This window comes from Actinopolymorpha sp. NPDC004070 (assembly GCF_040610475.1).
Lineage (GTDB): Bacteria > Actinomycetota > Actinomycetes > Propionibacteriales > Actinopolymorphaceae > Actinopolymorpha.
This window is the reverse complement of record NZ_JBEXMJ010000006.1, coordinates 300,757-320,660: the sequence shown is the minus strand read 5'-3', so window position 1 is coordinate 320,660 and position 19,904 is coordinate 300,757. Positions and strand designations below refer to the sequence as shown.

Genomic DNA, 19,904 nt, shown 5'->3' with positions numbered 1-19,904 from the left:
GAGTGCACCAGCCGCGCGGAAAGGGGTGACGCGCGTGGCAGCGCCCCGCAAGTCCGAGCGGCTGATGAATCTCGTCATCTGCCTGCTGGTGTCGCACCACTTCGTGCCCAAGGCCCGCCTGCGCCAGCTGGTGGAGGACTACCGCGAGCAGACTCCCGAGGCGTTCGAGAAGATGTTCGAACGCGACAAGGACGAGTTGCGTGACCTGGGCATCCCGATCGAGGTCGGTTCGGTGGCCAGCGGGTTCGACGACGAGGTGGGCTACCGCATCCGCCGCAGCGAGTTCGAGCTGCCGCCGTTGACCTTCAGCGCCCAGGAAGCCGCCGTGCTCGGCCTGGCCGCCCGGGTGTGGGAGCACGCCAGCCTGGCCGAGGCCACGTCCCGCGCCGTGCTCAAGCTCGGTGCCGACGGGTTCGCGGCGGGTGCAACCGGAGCGGCGGCCACGTCGCCTTCGGGGCAGGTGCCGGAGACCGGGCAGGTTCCCGACGCGGGCGCCGACGTGCGTGCCGACACCGGCGCCGACACCGGCCCGGTGACCACGCTGGAGCCGCGGCTTCCGGCCAGCGAGCCGGCGTTCGAGCCGCTGTGGCGAGCGGTGCAGTCGCGCTCGGTGGTCGCCTTCGACTACCGCCGGCCAGGTGCCGGCGGCGCGCAGCACCGCACGCTCGAGCCGTGGGGGATTCTCAACTGGCGCAGCCGGTGGTACGTCCTGGGGCACGACCGCGACCGGGCCGCGACCCGCATGTTCCGGCTGTCCCGGATCGCCGGGCCGGTCCGGCCGGTGGGCCGCCCGGGTGCATTCACCGTCCCCGAGGGCGTCGACATCCGCGCCGAGGCGGCCCGGATGTCTCCCGCCGAGGAGCCGCGCCGCACGGCCCGGATCCGAGTACGCGCCGGCGCGGGGCACGGTCTTCGCCGGCGGGCGTCGTCGGTCGTTCCCGCCGGAAGCGGCTGGGACGTCCTGGAGGTCGGCTTCTCCGACCCGGTGACCCTGGCCGAGGAGATCGCCGGGTACGCCGCGGGCGCGGTGGCCCTCGACCCGCCGGACCTGCGCGAGGCGGTGATCCGGCACCTGAAGGGGCTGCTGGTGGAGGTGGCCGACGATGGCTGAGGTCGCCCGCACGGCCGGCCCCGGTGGCGCGAAGGAGCAGGTGCGCCGCCTGCTCGCGTTGTTGCCGTACCTCCTGGCCCATCCCGGCGCCCGGGTCGTCGACGTGGCCCGGACCTTCCACATCACCGAGAAGCAGCTGGTGTCCGACCTCGGCGTGCTGTGGTTCTGCGGCCTGCCCGGCATGATGCCCGGTGACTACATCGAGGTCGACATGGACGCCGTGGAGGGCGAGGGTGTCATCCACGTGTCCAACGCCGACTTCCTGGCCCGCCCGCTCCGGCTGACCGCGGACGAGGCGCTGGGGCTGCTGGTGGCGCTGCGCGTTCTGCGGGAGTCCGGCGGTCAGGCGGAGCGTGCGCTGCTCGACCCGGTGATCGAACGCCTGGAGAAGGCCGCCGAGCAGGTCGACGCCGGTCTGGACAAGGTGGCCGTCCGGGTCGATGCCGCCGAGGACCCGAAGGTCCGGCAGATCCTCCAGGACGCTCTGGCCCGCGGCCGGCGGGTCCACCTGCGCTACTGGGTGCCCTATCGCGACGAGACCACCGAGCGCGACGTCGACCCGATGCGCCTGCTGCAGGCGGAGGGCTGGACCTATCTCGAGGGCTGGTGCCACCGGGCCGAGGACGTCCGGCTTTTCCGCCTGGACCGGGTGAGTGACGTGCGGGTCCTGGACGAGCCGGCCGCACCGCCGCCGCAGGCCAGGCCCCGCGACCTGTCCGAGGGGCTGTTCCGTCCCTCGCCGGACTACCCCGTGGCCACGCTGGAGCTCGAACCCTCCGCGGCCTGGGTGGCGGAGTACTACCCCTGCGAGCAGGTGACCGAGCTGCGGGACGGCTCGCTGCGGGTCCGGCTGCGGGTCGCGGACCCGCGGTGGCTTCGGCGGCTGGCGCTTCGCCTGGGTGGCGGCGCCCGGGTGGTGGAGCCGCCGGAGCTGGCCGAGGCCGTCCGGCAGGACGCGGTGGACGCGCTCGCGGCGTACGAAACGATCGACGCGGCCGGTGTCGCCGCTGACACCGCTGACACGGCGGATCGCCGATCGGACATGCGTTAGTCTGCTCGCCGTGATGTGGCTCCTGATCTTCGGGGGAATCGCCGTGTTCGCGGTGGTTCTGTACACCCTGCTCGGTGTCTGGTTGTGGCGCCGGGCCAAGGGTGTGCTCTCCGAGCTGGGCGCGGCCGAGCGCAAGCTGCAGGTCGCCGCCGAGCGGACAGGTGCCGAGGACGCACCACACTCCGAAGCCGGAGGGGCCGTTCCGGCGAGGTCCCGGCCCACAACGGGTAAGGGCCAGCGCGGGGCCGGTCGCGAAGCCGGTCGGCACCGGGACCGCCTTACAGAACGTCGGGGTCCGACCTCATCAGGTCGGGGTGCCACGGCCGGGGCCGGTCACGGAGGCTGAGCCGACCTGATCCCTCGTTCGGGGGATCAGGGCGTACCATCGAGCGAGAATCGCCGACTGAGAGGCTAATCATGGGATCTCTTGGACCGACCGAGCTGATCATCATCGGGGTCGTCCTGGTGTTGCTCTTCGGTGCGACCCGTCTCCCGCAGACCGCCAAGGGCCTCGGCCAGGCGCTCAAGATCTTCAAGTCGGAGGTCCGCGACGACGACAAGCCGCAGGAAGTCGCCGCGCCCCCGCAGCAGCAGCCGGTCTACCACCAGCCCAACACCACCAACGGTGCGCAGCAGCCCTACCAGCAGCCTGGTCAGCAGCCGGTCCAGCAGCCCGTCGAGGACCCCCAGCACACCAACAGCACCAACAGGTGAGCCAGTCCGCGCCGGCCCGCGCTGAGCGGGGCGGCGCCTACTTGGGAGTGTCGTGAGCTTGTCCCTCGGCCGGTTGCGAGTCCGGCGTACTTCCAAGCCTCCGCCGGATCCCGAAGGCCGGATGGCGCTCGTCGAGCACCTGCGCGAGCTCCGGTCCCGGTTGTTCAAGGCCGTGGGCGCGATCCTGATCGGGATGATTCTCGGCTGGATCTTCTATCCGCAGCTGTTCGACCTGCTGCGTGAGCCGCTCGACATGGCCATCAGGAACCTCCAGGCGCAGCGGAAGGTCGACGTCAAGCTTGTCTTCGGTGACGTCGCCGGCCCGCTGATGCTGCAGCTGAAGGTGGCGCTGATCGCCGGGCTGGTGGCGTCCTCTCCGGTCTGGCTGTACCAGCTGTGGGCGTTCATCCTGCCCGGGCTCCACCGCAACGAGCGCAAGTGGACGATGGTGTTCATGGGCTCGGCCGCGCCGTTGTTCATCGGCGGCGTGGTGGTCGGCTACTACGCGATGCCCAAGGGCCTGAACGTCCTGATCGACTTCACCCCGAGTGGGGTGTCCAACTATCCGAGCGTCGACCTCTTCTTGTCGTTCGTCCTGCGCCTGCTGCTGGTGTTCGGCGTCGCGTTCGAGATTCCGGTCTTCGTCGTCATGCTCAACCTCGTCGGCGTGCTGTCCTCGGCGACGTTGGCGAGATCGCGCGCCTGGATCATCTTCGGAATCTTCGTGTTCGCCGCGGTCGCCACGCCCTCCACCGACCCGGTGACGATGCTCATCCTGGCCCTCCCGATGACGATCCTCTTCCTGGCGTCGGAGCAGATCGCCCGGCTGACCGACCGGCGGCGCAAGGCCCGGCTGATCGCCCAGGGCATCGACATCGAGGGGATCGAGCGCGCCGGCCGCGACGACTGACCCTCGACGACCACGGAGCGGCCACGGTGGCCAGGTCACGCTCACCTGTGAGTTCGAGACCGCCGCTGCCGTAGGTCGACAGGGGCGCTACGCTCGCCGCGTGCTCCGAGAGATCGCGGTTCTGGTCAACCCCACCTCCGGCCGCGGCCGCGGTGCCCGGCTCGCCGAGCCGGTCACCGAACGGCTGACCGAGGCCGGCATACGAGCCCGGTGGGAAGCCGGACGGGACGCCGACGAGGCGGCCGATCTCGCCCGCCGCGCGGTTGCCCGAGGCGTCGACGGCCTGGTGGTGATCGGCGGCGACGGCATGGCAAACCTCGCGCTGCAGGCGGTCGCCGAGTCCGGCACACCGCTCGGCGTCATCCCCGCCGGCACCGGCAACGACCTCGCCCGGTCCGTCGGCGCTCCCGTCGGCGACCCGCTGGCGGCCGCCGACATCGTGGTGGCGGGATACACCCGGGCGCAGGACCTCGGCCGGGTCGGCGACCAGTTGTTCTCCACGGTGCTCTGTGCCGGTTTCGACTCCCGCGTCGCCGAGCGGGTGGCCGGGATGACCTGGCCACGCGGGCGGCTGCGGTACGACCTCGCGGTGGTCCGTGAGCTGGGCACCTTCCGTCCCCAGCGTTTCGTCCTCGAGCTCGACCAGGAGGAGGAGCCGGCGGAGGCCCTGCTGGTCGCCGTCGGCGTGACCCCGTCCTACGGCGGCGGGCTGCGGATCTGTGCCGGCGCCGACCCCGCCGACGGCCTGCTGGACGTCGCGGTGATCGGTCCCGTGTCCCGGGCCGAACTCGTACGTCTCTTCCCGAAGCTGTCCAAGGGCACCCATGTCGGGCATCCGGCCGTGACGATGTACCGCGCCAAGACGGTGAGCGTCGCCTCGGCGGGGATCACCGCGTACGCCGACGGCGAGCGGATGGGCCCGCTCCCGCTGACCGTCGAGTGCGTCCCGGGTGCGCTGCAGGTGTTCGCCCCGCCGCCGCGCTGAGGGCTCGACCCGCCCCCGCGTGAATGGGGGCGGGACACCGTAGCCTTGGGGTCATGAGCTCCCCGGCGGAGCGGTACGCCCGGTTCCAGGCCGCCAACAGCACCTCGTTCCAGGCGTTTCGACAGCTCTACGACTTCGAATTCGACCCTTTCCAGGTCACCGCCTGCGCCGCGTTGGAGGACGGCAAGGGTGTGCTGGTGGCCGCGCCGACCGGCTCGGGCAAGACGGTGGTGGGCGAGTACGCCGTGCACCGTGCGCTGGAGACCGGCGGCAAGTGTTTCTACACGACGCCGATCAAGGCACTGTCCAACCAGAAGTTCGCCGAACTCGTCCAGCGCTACGGCCCCGAACGCGTGGGCCTGCTCACCGGCGACAACACGATCAACGGCGAGGCACCGGTGGTGGTCATGACCACCGAGGTCCTCCGCAACATGCTCTACGCCGGCTCCTCGACGCTGCGCGGCCTGTCCTACGTCGTGATGGACGAGGTGCACTACCTCGCCGACCCGTTCCGGGGCGCGACGTGGGAGGAGGTCATCATCCACCTTCCCGAGTCGGTGCAGCTGGTTTCGCTGTCGGCCACCGTGTCCAACGCCGAGGAGTTCGGTGAGTGGCTGGCCACGGTGCGCGGGCACACCGAGATCGTGGTGGAGGAACGCCGCCCGGTCCCGCTGTTCCAGCACGTGATGGTCGGCCGGCGGATGTACGACCTGTTCGCCGACACCGGGCGGCCCGGTGACAGCGCGAAGGTCAACCCGGAGCTGGCCCGCATCGTGCGCGACCACTGGCGGGTCGCGCGCCGCGACGACCGCGGCCCGCGGCGCGGGCGGCAGCCGCGTGGCGGAAGCAAGATCGCGTTCACTCCCAGCCGGGCGCAGGTCGCGGAGAAGCTGGAGGCCGAGGGGCTGCTGCCGGCGATCGTGTTCATCTTCAGCCGGCAGGCCTGTGACGCCGCCGTGCTGCAGTGCCTTTACGCCGGCATCCGCCTCACCCGGCCCGACCAGGCGGCCCAGATCCGCGCCTACGCGGAGTCCCGTACCGCCGACATGCCGCCGGAGGACCTCGCGGTGCTCGGCTACCACGAGTGGCTGGAGGGCCTCGAACGAGGGATCGCCTCGCACCACGCCGGGATGCTGCCCACGTTCAAGGAGATCGTGGAGGTGCTGTTCGCCCGGGGCCTCGTACGGCTGGTGTTCGCCACCGAGACGCTCGCCCTGGGAATCAACATGCCGGCGCGGTCGGTGGTGCTGGAGAAGCTGGTCAAGTGGAACGGCCAGACCCACGCCGACATCACGCCGGGGGAGTACACCCAGCTCACCGGGCGGGCCGGCCGGCGCGGCATCGACGTCGAGGGACACGGCGTCGTGCTGTGGCAGCCCGGACTCGAACCCGCCTCCGTCGCCGGCCTCGCCTCCACCCGGCTCTATCCGCTGCGGTCGAGTTTCCGTCCGTCGTACAACATGGCCGTCAACCTCGTCCGCCAGTTCGGGCGGGAGCGTGCCCGCGAGCTGCTGGAGTCGTCGTTCGCGCAGTTCCAGGCCGACCGGGCCGTCGTCGGGCTGGTCCGCCAGGTCCGCCGCAACGAGGAGGCGATGGACGGCTACCGCGAGGCGATGGAGTGCCACCTCGGCGACTTCATGGAGTACGCCTCGCTGCGCCGGAAGATCAAGGAACGCGAGAACTCCCTGTCCAAGCGCCGTCGCTCCGACCGGCGCGCGGAAGTGGTGGACTCCCTCGGCCGGCTGCGGTCCGGGGACATCATCGCCGTCCCCGCCGGGCGGCAGGCGGGCATCGCGGTCGTCCTCGACCCCGGGCACGCGGCCGGTGGCGACGGTCCGCGGCCGACCGTGCTGACCGAGGATCGCCGGGTGCGCAAGCTGTCCCTGGTCGACTTCCCCCAGCCGGTGGAGTCGCTCAGCCGGATGCGGCTGCCCCGGTCGTTCAACCCGCGCAACGCCCAGCACCGCCGCGACCTGGCATCCACCCTGCGGCAGAAGTCGCCCGACCACGCCGACCTGCCCAGGCGGCGCCGCGGCGGTTCTCCGGCCGAGGACGACCAGCACCTGCAGGACCTGCGCGCGGCAATGCGTTCGCATCCCTGCCACGGTTGCTCCGAGCGCGAGGACCACGCCCGCTGGGCCGAGCGCTACTTCAAGCTGGGCCGGGAGACAGAGGGGCTGCAGCGGCGGGTGGAGGCCCGCTCCAACACCATCGCCCGGCAGTTCGACCGGGTGTGTGAGGTGCTGGACGAGCTGAAGTACCTCCAGGGTGACCGGACCACCGAGGCCGGTGACCGGCTGTCCCGCATCTACAGCGAGCTCGACCTGGTGGCCGCGGAGTCGCTGCGCCAGGGCGTGTGGGACGACCTCACCCCACCGGAGCTGGCAGCCTGCCTGTCGGCACTGGCGTACGAGTCCCGCACCCCCGACGACGTCGGGCCACCCAAGCTGCCTGGCGGCGCGGCCCGCGAGGCGCTCGGCGCGGTGGTGCGGATCTGGGGCGACCTGGACAGTCTGGAGGACTCCTTCCGGCTGGACTTCCTGCGCGAGCCCGACCTCGGTTTCGCCTGGGCCGCCTACCGCTGGGCGTCCGGCGCGCCGCTGGCCGACGTGCTCGACGAGACCGGGTTCGCGGCCGGCGACTTCGTGCGCTGGGTCAAGCAGATCCTCGACCTTGCCGACCAGGTGGCCGACGCGGCCGGTGGCGGGCCGCTGCGCAAGACGGCGCGGGCGACGGTGGAGGCGCTGCGACGCGGTGTGGTGGCGTACGCCTCGGTGGCCTCCGACGCCGACTGAGGAGGCGTTCACCAGGAGCGGTGATCCTGACCGCGTGCGGTCAGGATCACCCGCGGCGGTGGCCGAAGGTGCCACCGATCCGGTTGGCTTGCGGCGCAAGCACGAGTTGACGCCACCGGAGGAACCCGTGTCCGACTTCAACGGTCTCGGCATGCACCTGGGCAACCTGAGCCGGCTCTCGTCCGCACAGACCAGGTCGATCAGTGCGGAGAACCCCGACGGGTCACGCGCCGGCGGTGCGCGCGCCACCGAGGGGGAAGGTGCCGCGCGAGAGCTCGGCCAGGGCTGGAAAGTCCGTCCCTGCATAGAGATTCCCGGCGAGTCGGTGGTGACGTTGGCCGACGTGGACGGACCCGGAGCGATCCAGCACGTGTGGATCACGGTCACGCCGACGGCGTGGCGCCGGCTCGTCCTGCGGTGTTACTGGGACGGTGAGGAGAGCCCCTCGGTCGAGGTGCCGCTCGGCGACTTCTTCTGCCACGGCTGGGGAGAGTTCGCCCAGATCAACTCGGTCCCGGTGGCGGTCAACCCCACCGGCGGCTTCAACTCCTACTGGGAGATGCCGTTTCGCGGGCACGCCCGGATCACCGTGGAGAACCTCGACCCCGAGCCCGTCCGCGGCTTCTTCTACCAGATCACCTACGCCCTCACCGAGGTCGAGCCGGACCGTGCCTACTTCCACGCCCAGTGGCGGCGCAGCGACCCGCTGCCGCACGGCGAGGTGCACACGCTGCTGTCCGGAGTGCGCGGCCAGGGCCACTACGTCGGGACCTACATCGCGTGGGAGTCCCACCACGACGGCTGGTGGGGCGAGGGCGAGCTGAAGTTCTACCTGGACGGGGACGAGGAGTTCCCCACCATCTGCGGCACCGGGACCGAGGACTACTTCGGCGGGGCGTGGGCGTTCGAGCATCCCAAGGGCGCGTACGGCACGTTCAGTACGCCCTACCTGGGCATGCCGCAGGTGCTCGTGCCGGACGGGTTCATGCGGACGCAGCAGAGGTTCGGGTTGTACCGCTGGCACGTCCAGGACCCGATCCGCTTCACCGACGACCTGCGGGTGACCGTCCAGGCCCTCGGCTTCAAGTCCTCGCTGAGCGGTCAGGCACGCTTCCGGCCGCTGGAGGACGACATCGCGTCCACGGCGTTCTGGTACCAGACCGAGCCGCACGCCGCCTTCCCCGCGCTGGCGGACCGGGACACGCTGGAGCCCTGACCCGCTGCGTCCTCAGCCGGCCTGCTGCGCCAGTGCGGCCACCACCCGCTCGGCCGAACCGCCGAGCCCCCACGTCCGTACGAGCTCGGTCCAGCCGTCCGGATCGACCGGGGAGGCGGGGAGGGTGGCGTCGACCTCGGGCAGCTCGGCGTCGGGCAGCACGGCCACCACGGCGCGCGCGGCGGTGAGGTAGTCGCCCGCCTGCCGCAGCTTGAGCCGCAGGCCGGGCGCCAGGCCGCTGCTCTCGTCCTCGACCGCGGCGAGCACCCCGTCGAGGTCGGTGTACTTGGAGATCAGCCCGGCCGCGGTCTTGTCACCGACGCCCGGAACACCCGGGAGGCCGTCGGACGGGTCTCCCCGCAGCACGGCGAAATCGGCGTACGCCCGGCCCGGGATGGCGTACTTCTTTGCCACCCAGGCCTCGTCCACGATGTCGAGGCGCCCCACACCGCGGGCAGTGTAGAGAACGCGGACGGCGCGGGAGTCGTCGACCAGCTGGAACAGGTCGCGGTCACCGGTCACCACGTCGACCGGCCGGGGCGAGCGCGCGGTGAGGGTGCCGATGACGTCGTCGGCCTCGCATCCCGGTGCGCCGACCACCGCGATGCCCAGCGCCGCCAGGGCGGCACGAATCACCGGCACCTGGGTCTCCAGCGCGTCGGGAGCCTCCTCGACGTCCGGCCCGCCCGGCACCTCCTCGGCCACGCGGTGGCTCTTGTAGGTCGGTAGCAGGTCGACCCGCCACTGCGGACGCCAGTCGTCATCCCAGCAGGCGACCAGATGGGTCGGCCGGTGGTCGGTCACCAGGCGGGCGACGAAGTCCAGCAGCCCGCGGACGGCGTTGACCGGCGTGCCGTCGGGGGCGCGCATGGAGTCGGGCACGCCGAAGAAGGCGCGGAAGTACAAGGACGCGGTGTCGAGAAGCAGCGTCTTCTCACTGGCGGCGCTCGGCATGGCGACAACCTAGACGACTTCACCGACACCTCGCCGGAAGCGTGACCGGGGAACGACGACCGGCGGGCCGTCGGCGGGCAGCCGTCAGCGAGCGAGCTCCCTCTCCAGCGGCGTACGGAATCTCGGGACCACCCTGGTCGAGCCCAGCCAGGCGTGCAGCCGTGCGGCCTGCTCCTCCACCGCCCGGGCGACGTCGGAGCCGACGTCCTCCAGCAGGCGGTAGGCCACCTCCCCGTCAGGACGTTGGGCCCAGCCGCCCACGACCCGGCCGTCGGCCCACACCGTGGGGCCGATGTTGCCGGACCGGTCGAAGAGCGCGGACCGGTGCTCGCCGAGGTACCAGGAGCGTTCACCCCAGCCCATGGCGGTCGGGTCCAGGCCGGGAAGGAACGCCACCCACGGCTCCGGCGCAAGCGTGGGCTCGTCGTCGCCGGGCAGGACCAGCCCGGTCTGCCCGTCGAGGTCGACCTCCACCGGCCGCACCCGCGTCAGGGCCGCCTTGACGTCGCGAGCGGTCCAGCCGGTCCACCAGCGCAGGTCGGCGACCGTGCCCGGGCCGAACGCCGCCAGCCATCGACGCACGAGCTCGGCCCGCGCGATCTCCACCGGCAGCTCCGGCATGCCGCCCGGCAACCACGACTCGGCCGGCGCCCACCGCCACTGGATGCTCGTCCACGACCCGCGCGGGCGGCCCCGGACGATCCGGCCGTCGGCGGCGAGCAGGAGCAGCACCCAGGTGGTGATGTTCTGGTCGCGGCCGTAGGACTTGCCCTCGGCCATCGTCACCCGTGACCGCAGTCGCGGCTCGTCGCCGGCGAGCTCGGCGCCGGTGGCCTCACCGCGCGCGGCCAGTGCCCGCACCGTGGACTCCTCGACGTCCTTCAGCCAGGCGCCGTCACCGATGCCGGCGGCCTCGATCAGCTGGGTGTATCTGCGCCGCTGCTGTGCGGCGACGGCGAGGGTGCAGGACGCCTGCAGCACCGGCGCGGTCACGGTGGGGACGACGAACATCGTCCGCCGCATGGCGAGCATCCGCAGCAGCGTGCGCTCGGCGTACAGCGCCTTCTCGACGTCCTCGACCGACGCCGCTTCCCCCGCGCCCGCGGAGCCGGTCCGGGCCGCGACGGACAAGAAGACGGTGGCCGGGTCGGTGGCGTGCAGGGCGACCACCGCCTCGGCCGCCTCGACCGGGCCCGCGGCCTGCGCACCACCCGACAGACGGTGGCGGCGGCCCAGCCGGGCACGGCGTTCCTCGATGCTGATGCTTCGCATCCGAACCTTCTACCACCACCCGCCGACAGGGCAGGGAGCCTCCGTCGGCTCGAGCCGTTTCGCCGAACTCTGCCTCGAGCTCACTCGGCGCTGCTCAGGGCGCGACCTGAGCCGGGGTTCCTCCGGTGAGCCGGACGAGCTCGGCGTAGCTGGTGGGGAACATGCTGAGGTGGTCGCCGGCGCCGGCCCACACCGGGTCGTACTTCTCCAGCCACAGGTCGACGACGGTGCGCAGCGGCGCGGGGTGGCCGACCGGTGCGACGCCGCCAACCTCCTGCCCGGTGGCGGCGAGGACCTGCTCGGGGTCGGCGCGACGGATCTTCGGCAGGCCGAGCGTACGGGCGAGATACCTGGTGTCGACCCGGTGGGCACCGCTGGTGAGGACGAGGAGAGGCTCCTCGCCGGACACGAAGACCAGGCTGTTGGCGATCGCGCCCACGTCGCAGCCGAGCCGGCCGGCGGCCGCGGCGGCGGTGGGCACCTCCTGGTCGAACACGTGCACCGTGCCGGCGGCGCCGAGGCGGCGGAGCGTCGCCGCCACGTGCTCGGACTGTGGGCTCATGGGCTGAAAGCTATCCGTTCCGGGCCGGCTGCCGCACCCCGGATTCCGCCGGTGTCCGGGATGTCGCCGGGGAGGCGGAGCGGGCTGTCGGTGGCGCGGCCTAGTCTTGCCCGCGTGACGACCTCCGTGCCTTCCGCCGACCTGCGTCTCCGCCTCGACCGTGCCCGCGCGGCAGCGGCCGCCGCGGGTGTCGACGCCCTGCTGGTCTCGCCGGGTCCCGACCTGCGCTATCTCACCGGCTACGACGCCAAGCCGCTGGAGCGGCTCACCTGTCTGCTGCTGCCCGCACAGGCAGGGCGGGCAGCACAGGCTGCTCCGGTGCTGGTGGTGCCGGGCCTGGAGCGCGCGGCGGCCCAGGCGTCCGGAGTGGAGGAGCTGGGGCTGGAGATCGTTCCCTGGCAGGAGACCGAGGATCCCTACGCCCTGGTGGCCAAGCTGCTGCCCGGCGTCGGCTCGGTGGCGCTGGACAACCACATGTGGGCGGAGAAGGTGCTCGCCTTCCGGGCTTCGCTGCCCGGCGTGGAGCAGAAGCTCGCGGGGGAGGTCCTGCGCGAGCTGCGGATGCGCAAGACGCCGGCCGAGGTGGCCGAGCTACGCGCGGCGGGGGCAGCGATCGACCGGGTGCACGCGCGGGTCGGTGACTGGCTGCGCCCGGGCCGCACCGAGGCCGAGGTGGGCCGCGACATCTACGACGCGATCATCGCCGAGGGCCACGTCCAGGTCGACTTCGTGATCGTGGGATCGGGCCCCAACGGCGCCTCGCCGCACCACGAGGTCTCCGACCGGGTGATCCAGGCCGGCGAGCCGGTGGTGGTCGACATCGGGGGGACCACGGCGGCCGGCTACTGCTCCGACGAGACCCGCACCTACGCCGTGGGCGGCGAGCCCTCGGCGGAGTTCCGTCGCTACTACGACGTTCTCCAGCGTGCACAGGAGGCTGCCTGCGCCCACGTGCGGCCGGGCGTCACCGCCGAGTCGGTCGACGCGGTCGCGCGCACGATCATCACCGAGGCGGGCTACGGCGAGGAGTTCATCCACCGCACCGGGCACGGCATCGGCATGGAAAGCCACGAGGAGCCCTACATCGTGGCCGGCAACACGCTGCCGCTGGAGCTTGGCATGGCGTTCTCGATCGAGCCCGGGATCTACTTCGAGGGCCGGCACGGCGCCCGGATCGAGGACATCGTGGTGGTCACCGAAACCGGCGTGGAGGCGGTCAACCTGCGTCCCCGCGACCTGGTGGTCCTCGATGGCTGAGGCGGTGCCCGAGGTGGCCGGCGAGACGGCGATGCCGGCGGTGAGATCGCGGACTGACCAGTCCAGGGTTCGCACGGTACGGTGACCGGCGTGGAGGACCTCGACCGTCAGATCGTCCGGCTGCTCGCTTCCCACGGCCGGATGTCGTACACCGAGCTGGGCAAGCTCACCGGCCTGTCCACCTCGGCCGTGCACCAGCGCGTCCGCCGGCTGGAGCAGCGCGGAATCATCAAGGGATACGCCGCGGTCGTCGACTACGAGGCGCTCGACCTGCCGTTGACGGCGTTCATCTCGATCAAGCCGATCGACCCCAGCCAGCCCGACGACTCACCCGACCTGCTCCAGGACGTGCCCGAGATCGAGGACTGTCACTCGGTCGCCGGCGACGAGAACTACCTGCTCAAGGTCCGGGTCACGAGTCCTCGCGCACTGGAGGAGTTGCTGGCCCGGATCCGGTCCAAGGCCAACGTCTCCACCCGTTCGCTGATCGTGTTGTCCACGCCGTACGAACACCGCCCGCCGGCCGTCTAGGACAGATCCCAGGCCCCTGGGCCAGGTCGACACGGCGGTCCGGCTCGGGCTGCCCGCTGCGTTCGGTTCGCTCGCATCGCTCCTTTCCCGGCTATGCTAGCCGCACAACGTTAGGCAGCTAACGAAGGAGCGCGCCCATGCGCATCAGCCTGTCCATCGCCAACTTCACCTGGCCCGACGGCCCGCAACGGATCGGCCACCACGTCGGCCGGCTCGCCCGGATCGCGGATCAGGCCGGCTTCCACACCCTCTGGGTGATGGACCACCTCTTTCAGATCGGCATGAACGGCCCCGCCGAGCTGGACATGCTCGAGGGCTACACCACGCTCGCCTACGCCGCGGGCCAGACCGAACGCATCCGGCTCGGCACCCTCGTCACCGCCGCGCCGTACCGGCATCCTGGTCTCCTCGTGAAGACCGTGACCACGCTCGACGTCCTGTCCGGTGGCCGGGCCTGGCTGGGCATCGGCGCCGCCTGGAACGCCCGCGAGGCCGAGGGGCTGGGCATCCCGTTCCCGCCGACGAAGGAGCGTTTCGCCCGGCTGGAGGAGGTGCTCCGGATCGCGTTGCACATGTGGCGGGGCGACCGGTCGCCCTACGCCGGTGACCACTACCACCTCGCCGACCCGCTGAACTCGCCCAACGCCCTGACCCGGCCGCACCCGCCGATCCTCGTCGGAGGGATGGGGGAGCGCCGGACGCTGCGGTACGTCGCGAAGTACGCCGACGCCTGCAACCTCTTCGACATCCCGGACGGTGAGGCGGTCCGTAAGCACAAGCTCGCCGTCCTGCGCGAGCACTGCGAGGCCGAGGGGCGCGACTACGACGAGATCGAGAAGACGATCGCCATGTCGGTGGCGATCTCCCGGGACGGGCGGGACGGCACCGACTCGCCGGCGCGGGTGCTCGAACGGCTGGCCGAGCTCGCGGCGTCCGGCATGGACCACGCGATCGTCGCGCCGCCCGGACCGTGGGACGAGGAGTCGCTCGAACTGCTGGGTGAGCTCGTGCCCGACATCGAGGCGATCGTGCCGGCAGGTCGTTGAGCCCGCGAGCTTCGGTTTCTCCGAACCGTTCACCCCGCAGGCCTACGCTCTCTACGCTGTGCCTTATTGCAATCTGCAATAGGGCATAGCGCTAACAAGGGCCGGCGGTCGACTCGCCGTGCTGCCGGGGCGCGGTGCGATCGGTGGCGGGCCGGCCGCCGGGGGAGGGCGCCACGTGGTCCGCCGGCAGTCCGCCGACCTGGTGGGCCTCACCGTGCTCGCGTTGCTGCTGCAGGGGCCGCGGCACCCCTACGAGCTGCACCGGCTCATCGTCGACACGCACAAGGACTACATCACCGGGCTTCCCCGCAGCCTCTACCACGCTGTCGACCGGTTGATGAACGACGAGCTGATCGTCCCGGTGGAGACCAGTCGGGAGGGCCGGCGGCCGGAGCGCACGGTCTACCAGATCACTGCCGACGGCCGGGCCGAGCTCGCCGCGCGGCTGCGCGGCCTGCTGGAGCGGACCGACGGGGACCGGCCGACGTTCACCGCCGCCGTGTCGCTGCTGGGCTGCCTGCCGGTCGAGGAGGCCGTGCGCAGCCTCGGCACCCGGGTGGCCGGCCTGGAGGGCAGCATGGCCACCCTCGACGGGGTGATGGAGACCCTGCGCGCCGGCGGGCTGCCGCGGCTGCTTCTGCTGGAACTGGAGTACGCCCGTGCCGCCACGGCCGCCGAACTGCAGTGGGTACGCGGCCTGCTCGCCGACATCAGGGTCGGCGACCTGACCTGGACGTCACCACTGACCGGCGCTGATCTGGGACCGCACCAGGGATTGGACGCGGCCACCGACGAGGAGGAGCAGCGACGGAGGTGACCCGAGATGCGTTCGCCAACACCCGGCCGAGCGACCCGATCGACAGTCGGCGTTCGGCGGTGAACAGTGGTGCGTACGCCGGCGCGTCGTACGTCACCTTCTTCGGCCTGCACCTGCGCGGCCGGGAGGTGATCGAGGAGTCACACCGACTGCTCTTCGACGGCCCGCTCAAGGGCTCCCGGCTGACGGGTGACACCGGGGGCGAGATGTCCGTGCAGGTCCGCTTCCCTCACCCGGACGTGGCCGTGACGGTCGCCACCGGTGGGTCCACGCTGCAGGGTGAGGACGCACCTGATCCGGCCGCCGGCAGCGGTGGTCCCGCAGAGGCCGGCAACGCCGGTTGAGCGTACGCCCGGCCGCGGCTCACCAGGCGGGTCGCGGCCCGGTGCCGGGTACGGGGCATGCCATAGGCTGACCCGCCTATGACACAACGTTCGGGCAGGCAGTCGGCGGGCCGTTCCGGCCGTCCAGGTGGGACCGGTGGGACCGGCGCGGCCGGCAGAAGTGGCGGGACCCGCGGAGCAGGTGGATCGGGCAGGCCAGGGCGTCCCGGTGACCGGGGCCGCCCGCGTCCGGAGACCGAGCCCGAGCGCCACGAGCGGCACGAGCGGCGTGGTTCGGCACAAAAGCGTTCCGACCAGAAACGTTCCGAACCCAGGCGCTCGGACCAGAAGCGGCCCGAACGCCCGCAGACGGCGGGACCGCAGGGGACGAGCCGGATGTTCGTGCTCGCCGCTCCCGGACTCGCCCCGCTGGTCCAACGCGAGCTGGCCGGCCTGCCCGGCGTGGAGGTCACCGACGTCGGCAACGACGGGCGTGCGGACGTCGTTCTGTGCACCGTCGACGCCGGACGCGAGGCCGCCCTCCTGCGCCTGCGTACGGCCGACGACGTGTTCGTCGAGCTCGGCCGGACCTTCCGGTCCGAAGGGGACAAGCCACCGTGGATCGTGCGCCGGGTCCTGCGCCCGGGCCGGCTGGAGGCCGCCACCGGGTTGTGGCGGTCGACGCACCCGGGCACCGGTAGCCGTGGACGGGGTGGGCGGCAGCGACTGACGTACCGCGTCGTGGCCAGGGTGTTGCAGGAGCGCACGTGGAAGCGGACCGAGCTGCGCCGGGCGCTGGACGCCGGGGTGAGTGACGCCGAGCCCGGCTGGCGGCCCGACGACCCCGCCCAGATCGAGGTGTGGGCACTGGAGTACGTCAAGGGCCGGTTCGTCGCCGGCCTGCGGCTGACGACCGTACGGATGCGCCAGCACGGCGGCCGTGAGTCCGAACGTCCCGGTGCGCTGCGCCCGCCGCTCGCCGCCGCGATGGTGGCGCTGGCCGGCGACCCGCCGGGCCGTCGACCGGACAGATCCGGCAAGCCCGGCTCGCCGGGCAGGGCGGACAGGGCTGACAGGTCCGGCCTGTCCGGCACCCTGCTGGACCCGTGCTGCGGCTCGGGCACGATCCTCGCCGAGGCCAAGGCGGTGGGCTGGGACGTCGAGGGCCGCGACATCGACGCCAGCGCGGTCTCGGCCAGCCGGCGCAACGCCGACACCCCGCACGTGCAGGACGGCGACGTTCGCGACCTCGACCTGCCGGACGCGTCCGTGGACGCCGTCGTGTCCAACCTGCCGTTCGGGCGTCAGTACGCCGTGCAGGGTGACCCGGCGGTGTGGATCGCCGACGTGATGGCCGAGCTGGCCCGGGTGACCCGCCCGGGCGGACGGGTCGTCCTGCTGGTGCCGGAGCTGCCGAAGCAGGCGGTCCCGGCCACGCTTCGGCTGCGGGACCGGCACGAGGTCCGGCTGCTCGGCACGACCAGCACGATCTGGGCGTACGACCGGCGATGATCGAGGGGTGACCGAACTCCCCGGGCCACCCGGACTCCCCGGGCTGCCACACGTCGCGCCGATGCTGGCGACGCCCGGATCGATGCCACCGGCCGCCGACCAGCACCGCTGGGCGTTCGAGATGAAGTGGGACGGAGTCCGGGCGGTCGCCTACGTCGCCGACGGGCAGGTCATACTGCTCGGCCGGTCCGGTCGTGACTTCACCACCACCTATCCGGAGGTGGGCGCGGTCGCGGACCTGCTGCCGGGCCGGCGGTGCGTGCTGGACGGTGAGGTGGTCGCTCTGGACGAGCGGGGACGGCCGAGCTTCGAGCTGCTCCAGGCCCGCATGCACGGACCCGGCTCAGGACGCGGACGCCGCCGCGCGGCGGCCGGCAGTTCCGGCAGCACCGGCAGCACCGCGAGGGCTGGCAAGCCGCCGGTCGTCTACCTCGTCTTCGACCTGCTGGCCCTGGACGGCACCTCGATGCTGGCCCGTCCCTACACCGCCCGCCGGGAGGCGCTGGAGGGACTCGGCCTGGCTGGTGCGTACTGCCAGGTTCCGCCCGCGTTCGAGGGCGCAGGGGACGCCGCGCTGGCGACCAGCCGAGCCCAGGGCCTGGAGGGCGTGGTGGCCAAGCGCCTGTCCGCGCCGTACGAACCCGGCCGGCGCAGCGCGTCCTGGGTGAAGGTCAAGAACCTCCGCACCCAGGAGGTGGTGATCGCCGGCTGGCGGGTCGGTGAGGGATCGCGGGCCGGCACGTTCGGCGCCCTGCTGTGCGGTGTGTACGACGAGGGCCGGCTGGTGTACGCGGGGCGGGTCGGTACCGGCTTCGACCAGGGGAAGCTCGCCGACCTGACCGCCCGGCTGGCGCCGCTGGAGCAGCGCACCCAGCCGTTCGACCAGCGGCTGCCCACGGCGGAGGCGCGCGGCGCCCACTGGGTCCGGCCGGTGCTGGTCGGCGAGGTGGCGTTCTCGGAGTGGACCCGGGACGGGCGCCTGCGCCATCCCGTCTGGCGCGGGCTGCGACCGGACAAGGACCCGGACGAGGTGGTCCGCGAGTCCTGACGTGCTGAGGGCTCGGGCTCAGTCCTCGGGTGGAGTGGCGGCCTTCGGCGTACGCCGGCGGCGCCCGGTCCCGCTCCCGGCTCGGATCGCGCGGGTGCCCGGCGGGAGGTCGTTGGCGTCGGCTGCCCGGGTCAGGTAGTCGACCAGCACCTGCCGCAGCTCCCGGGCGGCGCGCGGGGGCTCGACGTCGTTGCGGCGGCCGAGCCCGATGGTGCGGTGCAGCCCGGGGTCGGCGAACCGGGTCACGCGTACGGAGTCGCGCCGGTCGGCCACCATGCGTGGCACCACGGCCATGCCGAGGCCGGCCTCCACGAAGCCGAGTACGGCGTCCATCTCCCCGCCCTCGACGGCGAAGGTCGGCTCGAATCCCGCCGCGCGGCAGGCGCCCAGGGTGAACTCACGCAGGTCGTACCCCCGCCGGAACATCACCAGTGGCTGGTCGCGCAGGTCCTCGATCCGCAACCGCCCGCCCTCCCAGGGCGGTGGCTCGGAGGCCGGGGAGACCACCACCAGCTCCTCGCGCAGGAGCTCGGTGGTCGCCAGTGCCGGGTCGTGGCTTTGCAGCGGGAGGATCAGCAGGGCGAGGTCGAGGTTTCCGGTGGCGACCTCGCGGACGAGATCACGGGAGCCGGCCTCCTCGATGATCAGGTGGATGCCGGGGTAGCGCTGGTGGTACGCGCGCAGCACGTCCGGCAGGAGGCCGGTGCACAGGCTCGGCGTGGCGCCCAGGCGGACCCGGCCGCGGCGCAGCTGTACGAGCTCCTGGACCTCCAGGCGCGCGGTGTCGGTGTCGGCGAGGATCCGGCGGGCCAACGGCAGCAGGGCTTCACCGGCGTCTGTCAACGCGATGTTGCCCCGGGCCCGGCGGAACAGCTCGGCGCCAAGTTCCCGTTCCAGGGCGCGGATCTGCTGGGACAGCGATGGCTGGGCGACGTGCACGCGCTCCGCGGCCCGGGTGAAGTGCCGGAGTTCGGCGACCGCGACGAAGTAGGCGAGTTGCTGCAGCTGCACACGGTTACCATAGCCGCTAGCTATCGAAACAAGCTAATCCATGTCTTGGACCTGTCGCCAACCGGCTTCTACCGTGGGGACTCATGGCATTGGCGACAGGTGCGGCCCGGCCGTCCGTGGCCCGAACGTTGTGGTCCTCGACCATCGGTAAGAAAGCGGTCATGGCCGGCACCGGCGTGATCATGCTGGCCTTCCTGGTCGTCCACATGCTCGGCAATCTCAAGATCTTCTTCGGCGCGGCGGACTTCAACCACTACGCCGGCTGGCTGCGGACCATCGGTTCGCCGGCGCTGCCCTCCTCGGGCTTCCTCTGGGTGCAGCGCGTGGTGCTGGTCGGCGCCGTCGTCGCCCACGGCATCGCGGCGTACCAACTGAGCCGCCGCGACGTGTCGGCCCGGCCGAGCAGGTACCAGCACCGGCCGCCGGCGCGCACCAGTTACGCCACCCGCACGATGCGCTGGGGCGGCGTCATCCTCGGCCTGTTCATCGTGTGGCACATCCTGGACCTGACCACACTCACCATCAACCCGCTCGGGCGCGCGCACCACCCGTACGAGAACGTCGTCGCCGACTTCCGCGTGTGGTACGTCAACGTCGTCTACATCCTCGCCATGCTCGCCCTGGGACTGCACATCCGGCACGGCTTCTGGAGTGCCGCGCAGACCCTGGGCGCCAACAACCGTGCCCGCGACCGCGGCCTGAAGGCCACCGCGAACGTCCTCGCGGTGGTGCTCACGGCCGGCTTCCTGGTCGTCCCCGTCGCGGTCATGACCGGAGTCGTGAGCTGAC

19 protein-coding genes are annotated in these 19,904 nt (G+C 72.1%); 15 read left to right on the top strand and 4 right to left on the bottom strand.

All coding sequences use genetic code 11. The annotated features are described in order from the left end of the window. The first annotated feature begins 34 nt into the window (after positions 1–34). From ABZV93_RS13970 to ABZV93_RS13940, 7 genes are all read left to right on the top strand, one after another. Complete coding sequence (locus ABZV93_RS13970; RefSeq protein ID WP_354934744.1) at positions 35–1,111, top strand: WYL domain-containing protein; 1,077 nt, start codon at positions 35–37, stop codon at positions 1,109–1,111. Continuing rightward, on the top strand, positions 1,104–2,162 hold the full coding sequence (locus tag ABZV93_RS13965) for a WYL domain-containing protein (RefSeq protein WP_354934741.1): 1,059 nt from the start codon (positions 1,104–1,106) through the stop codon (positions 2,160–2,162). The genes ABZV93_RS13970 and ABZV93_RS13965 overlap by 8 nt, the downstream gene beginning before the upstream one ends. A gap of 417 nt (positions 2,163–2,579) precedes the next feature. Continuing rightward, complete coding sequence (gene tatA, locus ABZV93_RS13960; protein ID WP_354934738.1) at positions 2,580–2,876, top strand: Sec-independent protein translocase subunit TatA; 297 nt, start codon at positions 2,580–2,582, stop codon at positions 2,874–2,876. 52 nt (positions 2,877–2,928) lie between these two features. Beyond that, positions 2,929–3,786: a twin-arginine translocase subunit TatC gene (gene tatC, locus ABZV93_RS13955; RefSeq protein ID WP_354934735.1), complete on the top strand. Its 858-nt coding sequence runs from the start codon at positions 2,929–2,931 to the stop codon at positions 3,784–3,786. 100 nt (positions 3,787–3,886) lie between these two features. Further along, positions 3,887–4,771 (top strand): diacylglycerol kinase, encoded by an 885-nt coding sequence (locus ABZV93_RS13950; RefSeq protein WP_354934732.1) that lies wholly within the window; start codon positions 3,887–3,889, stop codon positions 4,769–4,771. Positions 4,772–4,824: 53 nt separating this feature from the next. After that, positions 4,825–7,566, top strand: a complete 2,742-nt coding sequence (locus tag ABZV93_RS13945; RefSeq protein WP_354934729.1) for a DEAD/DEAH box helicase — start codon at positions 4,825–4,827, stop codon at positions 7,564–7,566. Between the two features lie 127 nt (positions 7,567–7,693). Further along, entirely contained in the window at positions 7,694–8,782 is a 1,089-nt protein-coding gene (locus ABZV93_RS13940; protein WP_354934726.1) for a glycoside hydrolase family 172 protein, read from the top strand. 12 nt (positions 8,783–8,794) lie between these two features. Here the strand turns inward: ABZV93_RS13940 and ABZV93_RS13935 are convergent, their stop codons facing one another. From ABZV93_RS13935 to ABZV93_RS13925, 3 genes are all read right to left on the bottom strand, one after another. Beyond that, entirely contained in the window at positions 8,795–9,736 is a 942-nt protein-coding gene (locus tag ABZV93_RS13935) for a 5'-3' exonuclease (protein WP_354934723.1), read from the bottom strand. Positions 9,737–9,820: 84 nt separating this feature from the next. Continuing rightward, entirely contained in the window at positions 9,821–11,008 is a 1,188-nt protein-coding gene (locus ABZV93_RS13930) for a winged helix DNA-binding domain-containing protein (protein ID WP_354934720.1), read from the bottom strand. Between the two features lie 94 nt (positions 11,009–11,102). After that, positions 11,103–11,570, bottom strand: coding sequence for a YbaK/EbsC family protein (locus ABZV93_RS13925; protein WP_354934717.1), 468 nt, complete (start codon positions 11,568–11,570; stop codon positions 11,103–11,105). A gap of 114 nt (positions 11,571–11,684) precedes the next feature. On the opposite strand from ABZV93_RS13925, the gene ABZV93_RS13920 reads away from it, so the two are divergent. The 7 genes from ABZV93_RS13920 (at position 11,685) to ligD (ending at position 18,104) form a co-directional block, all read left to right on the top strand. Continuing rightward, a complete protein-coding gene (locus ABZV93_RS13920; RefSeq protein ID WP_354934714.1) occupies positions 11,685–12,827 on the top strand; it encodes a Xaa-Pro peptidase family protein in 1,143 nt (380 codons plus the stop codon). A gap of 90 nt (positions 12,828–12,917) precedes the next feature. Next, positions 12,918–13,358, top strand: a complete 441-nt coding sequence (locus tag ABZV93_RS13915) for an Lrp/AsnC family transcriptional regulator (RefSeq protein ID WP_354934712.1) — start codon at positions 12,918–12,920, stop codon at positions 13,356–13,358. A 137-nt stretch (positions 13,359–13,495) separates the two neighbouring features. Then, positions 13,496–14,404 carry an LLM class F420-dependent oxidoreductase gene (locus tag ABZV93_RS13910; RefSeq protein ID WP_354934709.1) on the top strand — a complete coding sequence of 303 codons (909 nt, stop codon included), beginning with the start codon at positions 13,496–13,498 and terminating at the stop codon, positions 14,402–14,404. A 175-nt stretch (positions 14,405–14,579) separates the two neighbouring features. Beyond that, entirely contained in the window at positions 14,580–15,221 is a 642-nt protein-coding gene (locus ABZV93_RS13905; RefSeq protein ID WP_354934706.1) for a PadR family transcriptional regulator, read from the top strand. Beyond that, entirely contained in the window at positions 15,218–15,565 is a 348-nt protein-coding gene (locus ABZV93_RS13900; protein WP_354934703.1) for a hypothetical protein, read from the top strand. Before ABZV93_RS13905 ends, ABZV93_RS13900 begins: the two co-directional genes overlap by 4 nt. Before the next feature lie 375 nt (positions 15,566–15,940). Continuing rightward, entirely contained in the window at positions 15,941–17,056 is a 1,116-nt protein-coding gene (locus ABZV93_RS13895) for a methyltransferase domain-containing protein (RefSeq protein ID WP_354934700.1), read from the top strand. A 7-nt stretch (positions 17,057–17,063) separates the two neighbouring features. Further along, on the top strand, positions 17,064–18,104 hold the full coding sequence (gene ligD / locus ABZV93_RS13890; protein WP_354934697.1) for a non-homologous end-joining DNA ligase: 1,041 nt from the start codon (positions 17,064–17,066) through the stop codon (positions 18,102–18,104). A gap of 18 nt (positions 18,105–18,122) precedes the next feature. Here ligD and ABZV93_RS13885 read toward each other — a convergent pair whose 3' ends face one another. Further along, complete coding sequence (locus ABZV93_RS13885; protein ID WP_354934694.1) at positions 18,123–19,115, bottom strand: LysR substrate-binding domain-containing protein; 993 nt, start codon at positions 19,113–19,115, stop codon at positions 18,123–18,125. 83 nt (positions 19,116–19,198) lie between these two features. Between ABZV93_RS13885 and ABZV93_RS13880 the strand changes: the two genes are divergently transcribed. After that, entirely contained in the window at positions 19,199–19,903 is a 705-nt protein-coding gene (locus ABZV93_RS13880) for a succinate dehydrogenase cytochrome b subunit (RefSeq protein WP_354934691.1), read from the top strand. Position 19,904: the final 1 nt, after the last annotated feature.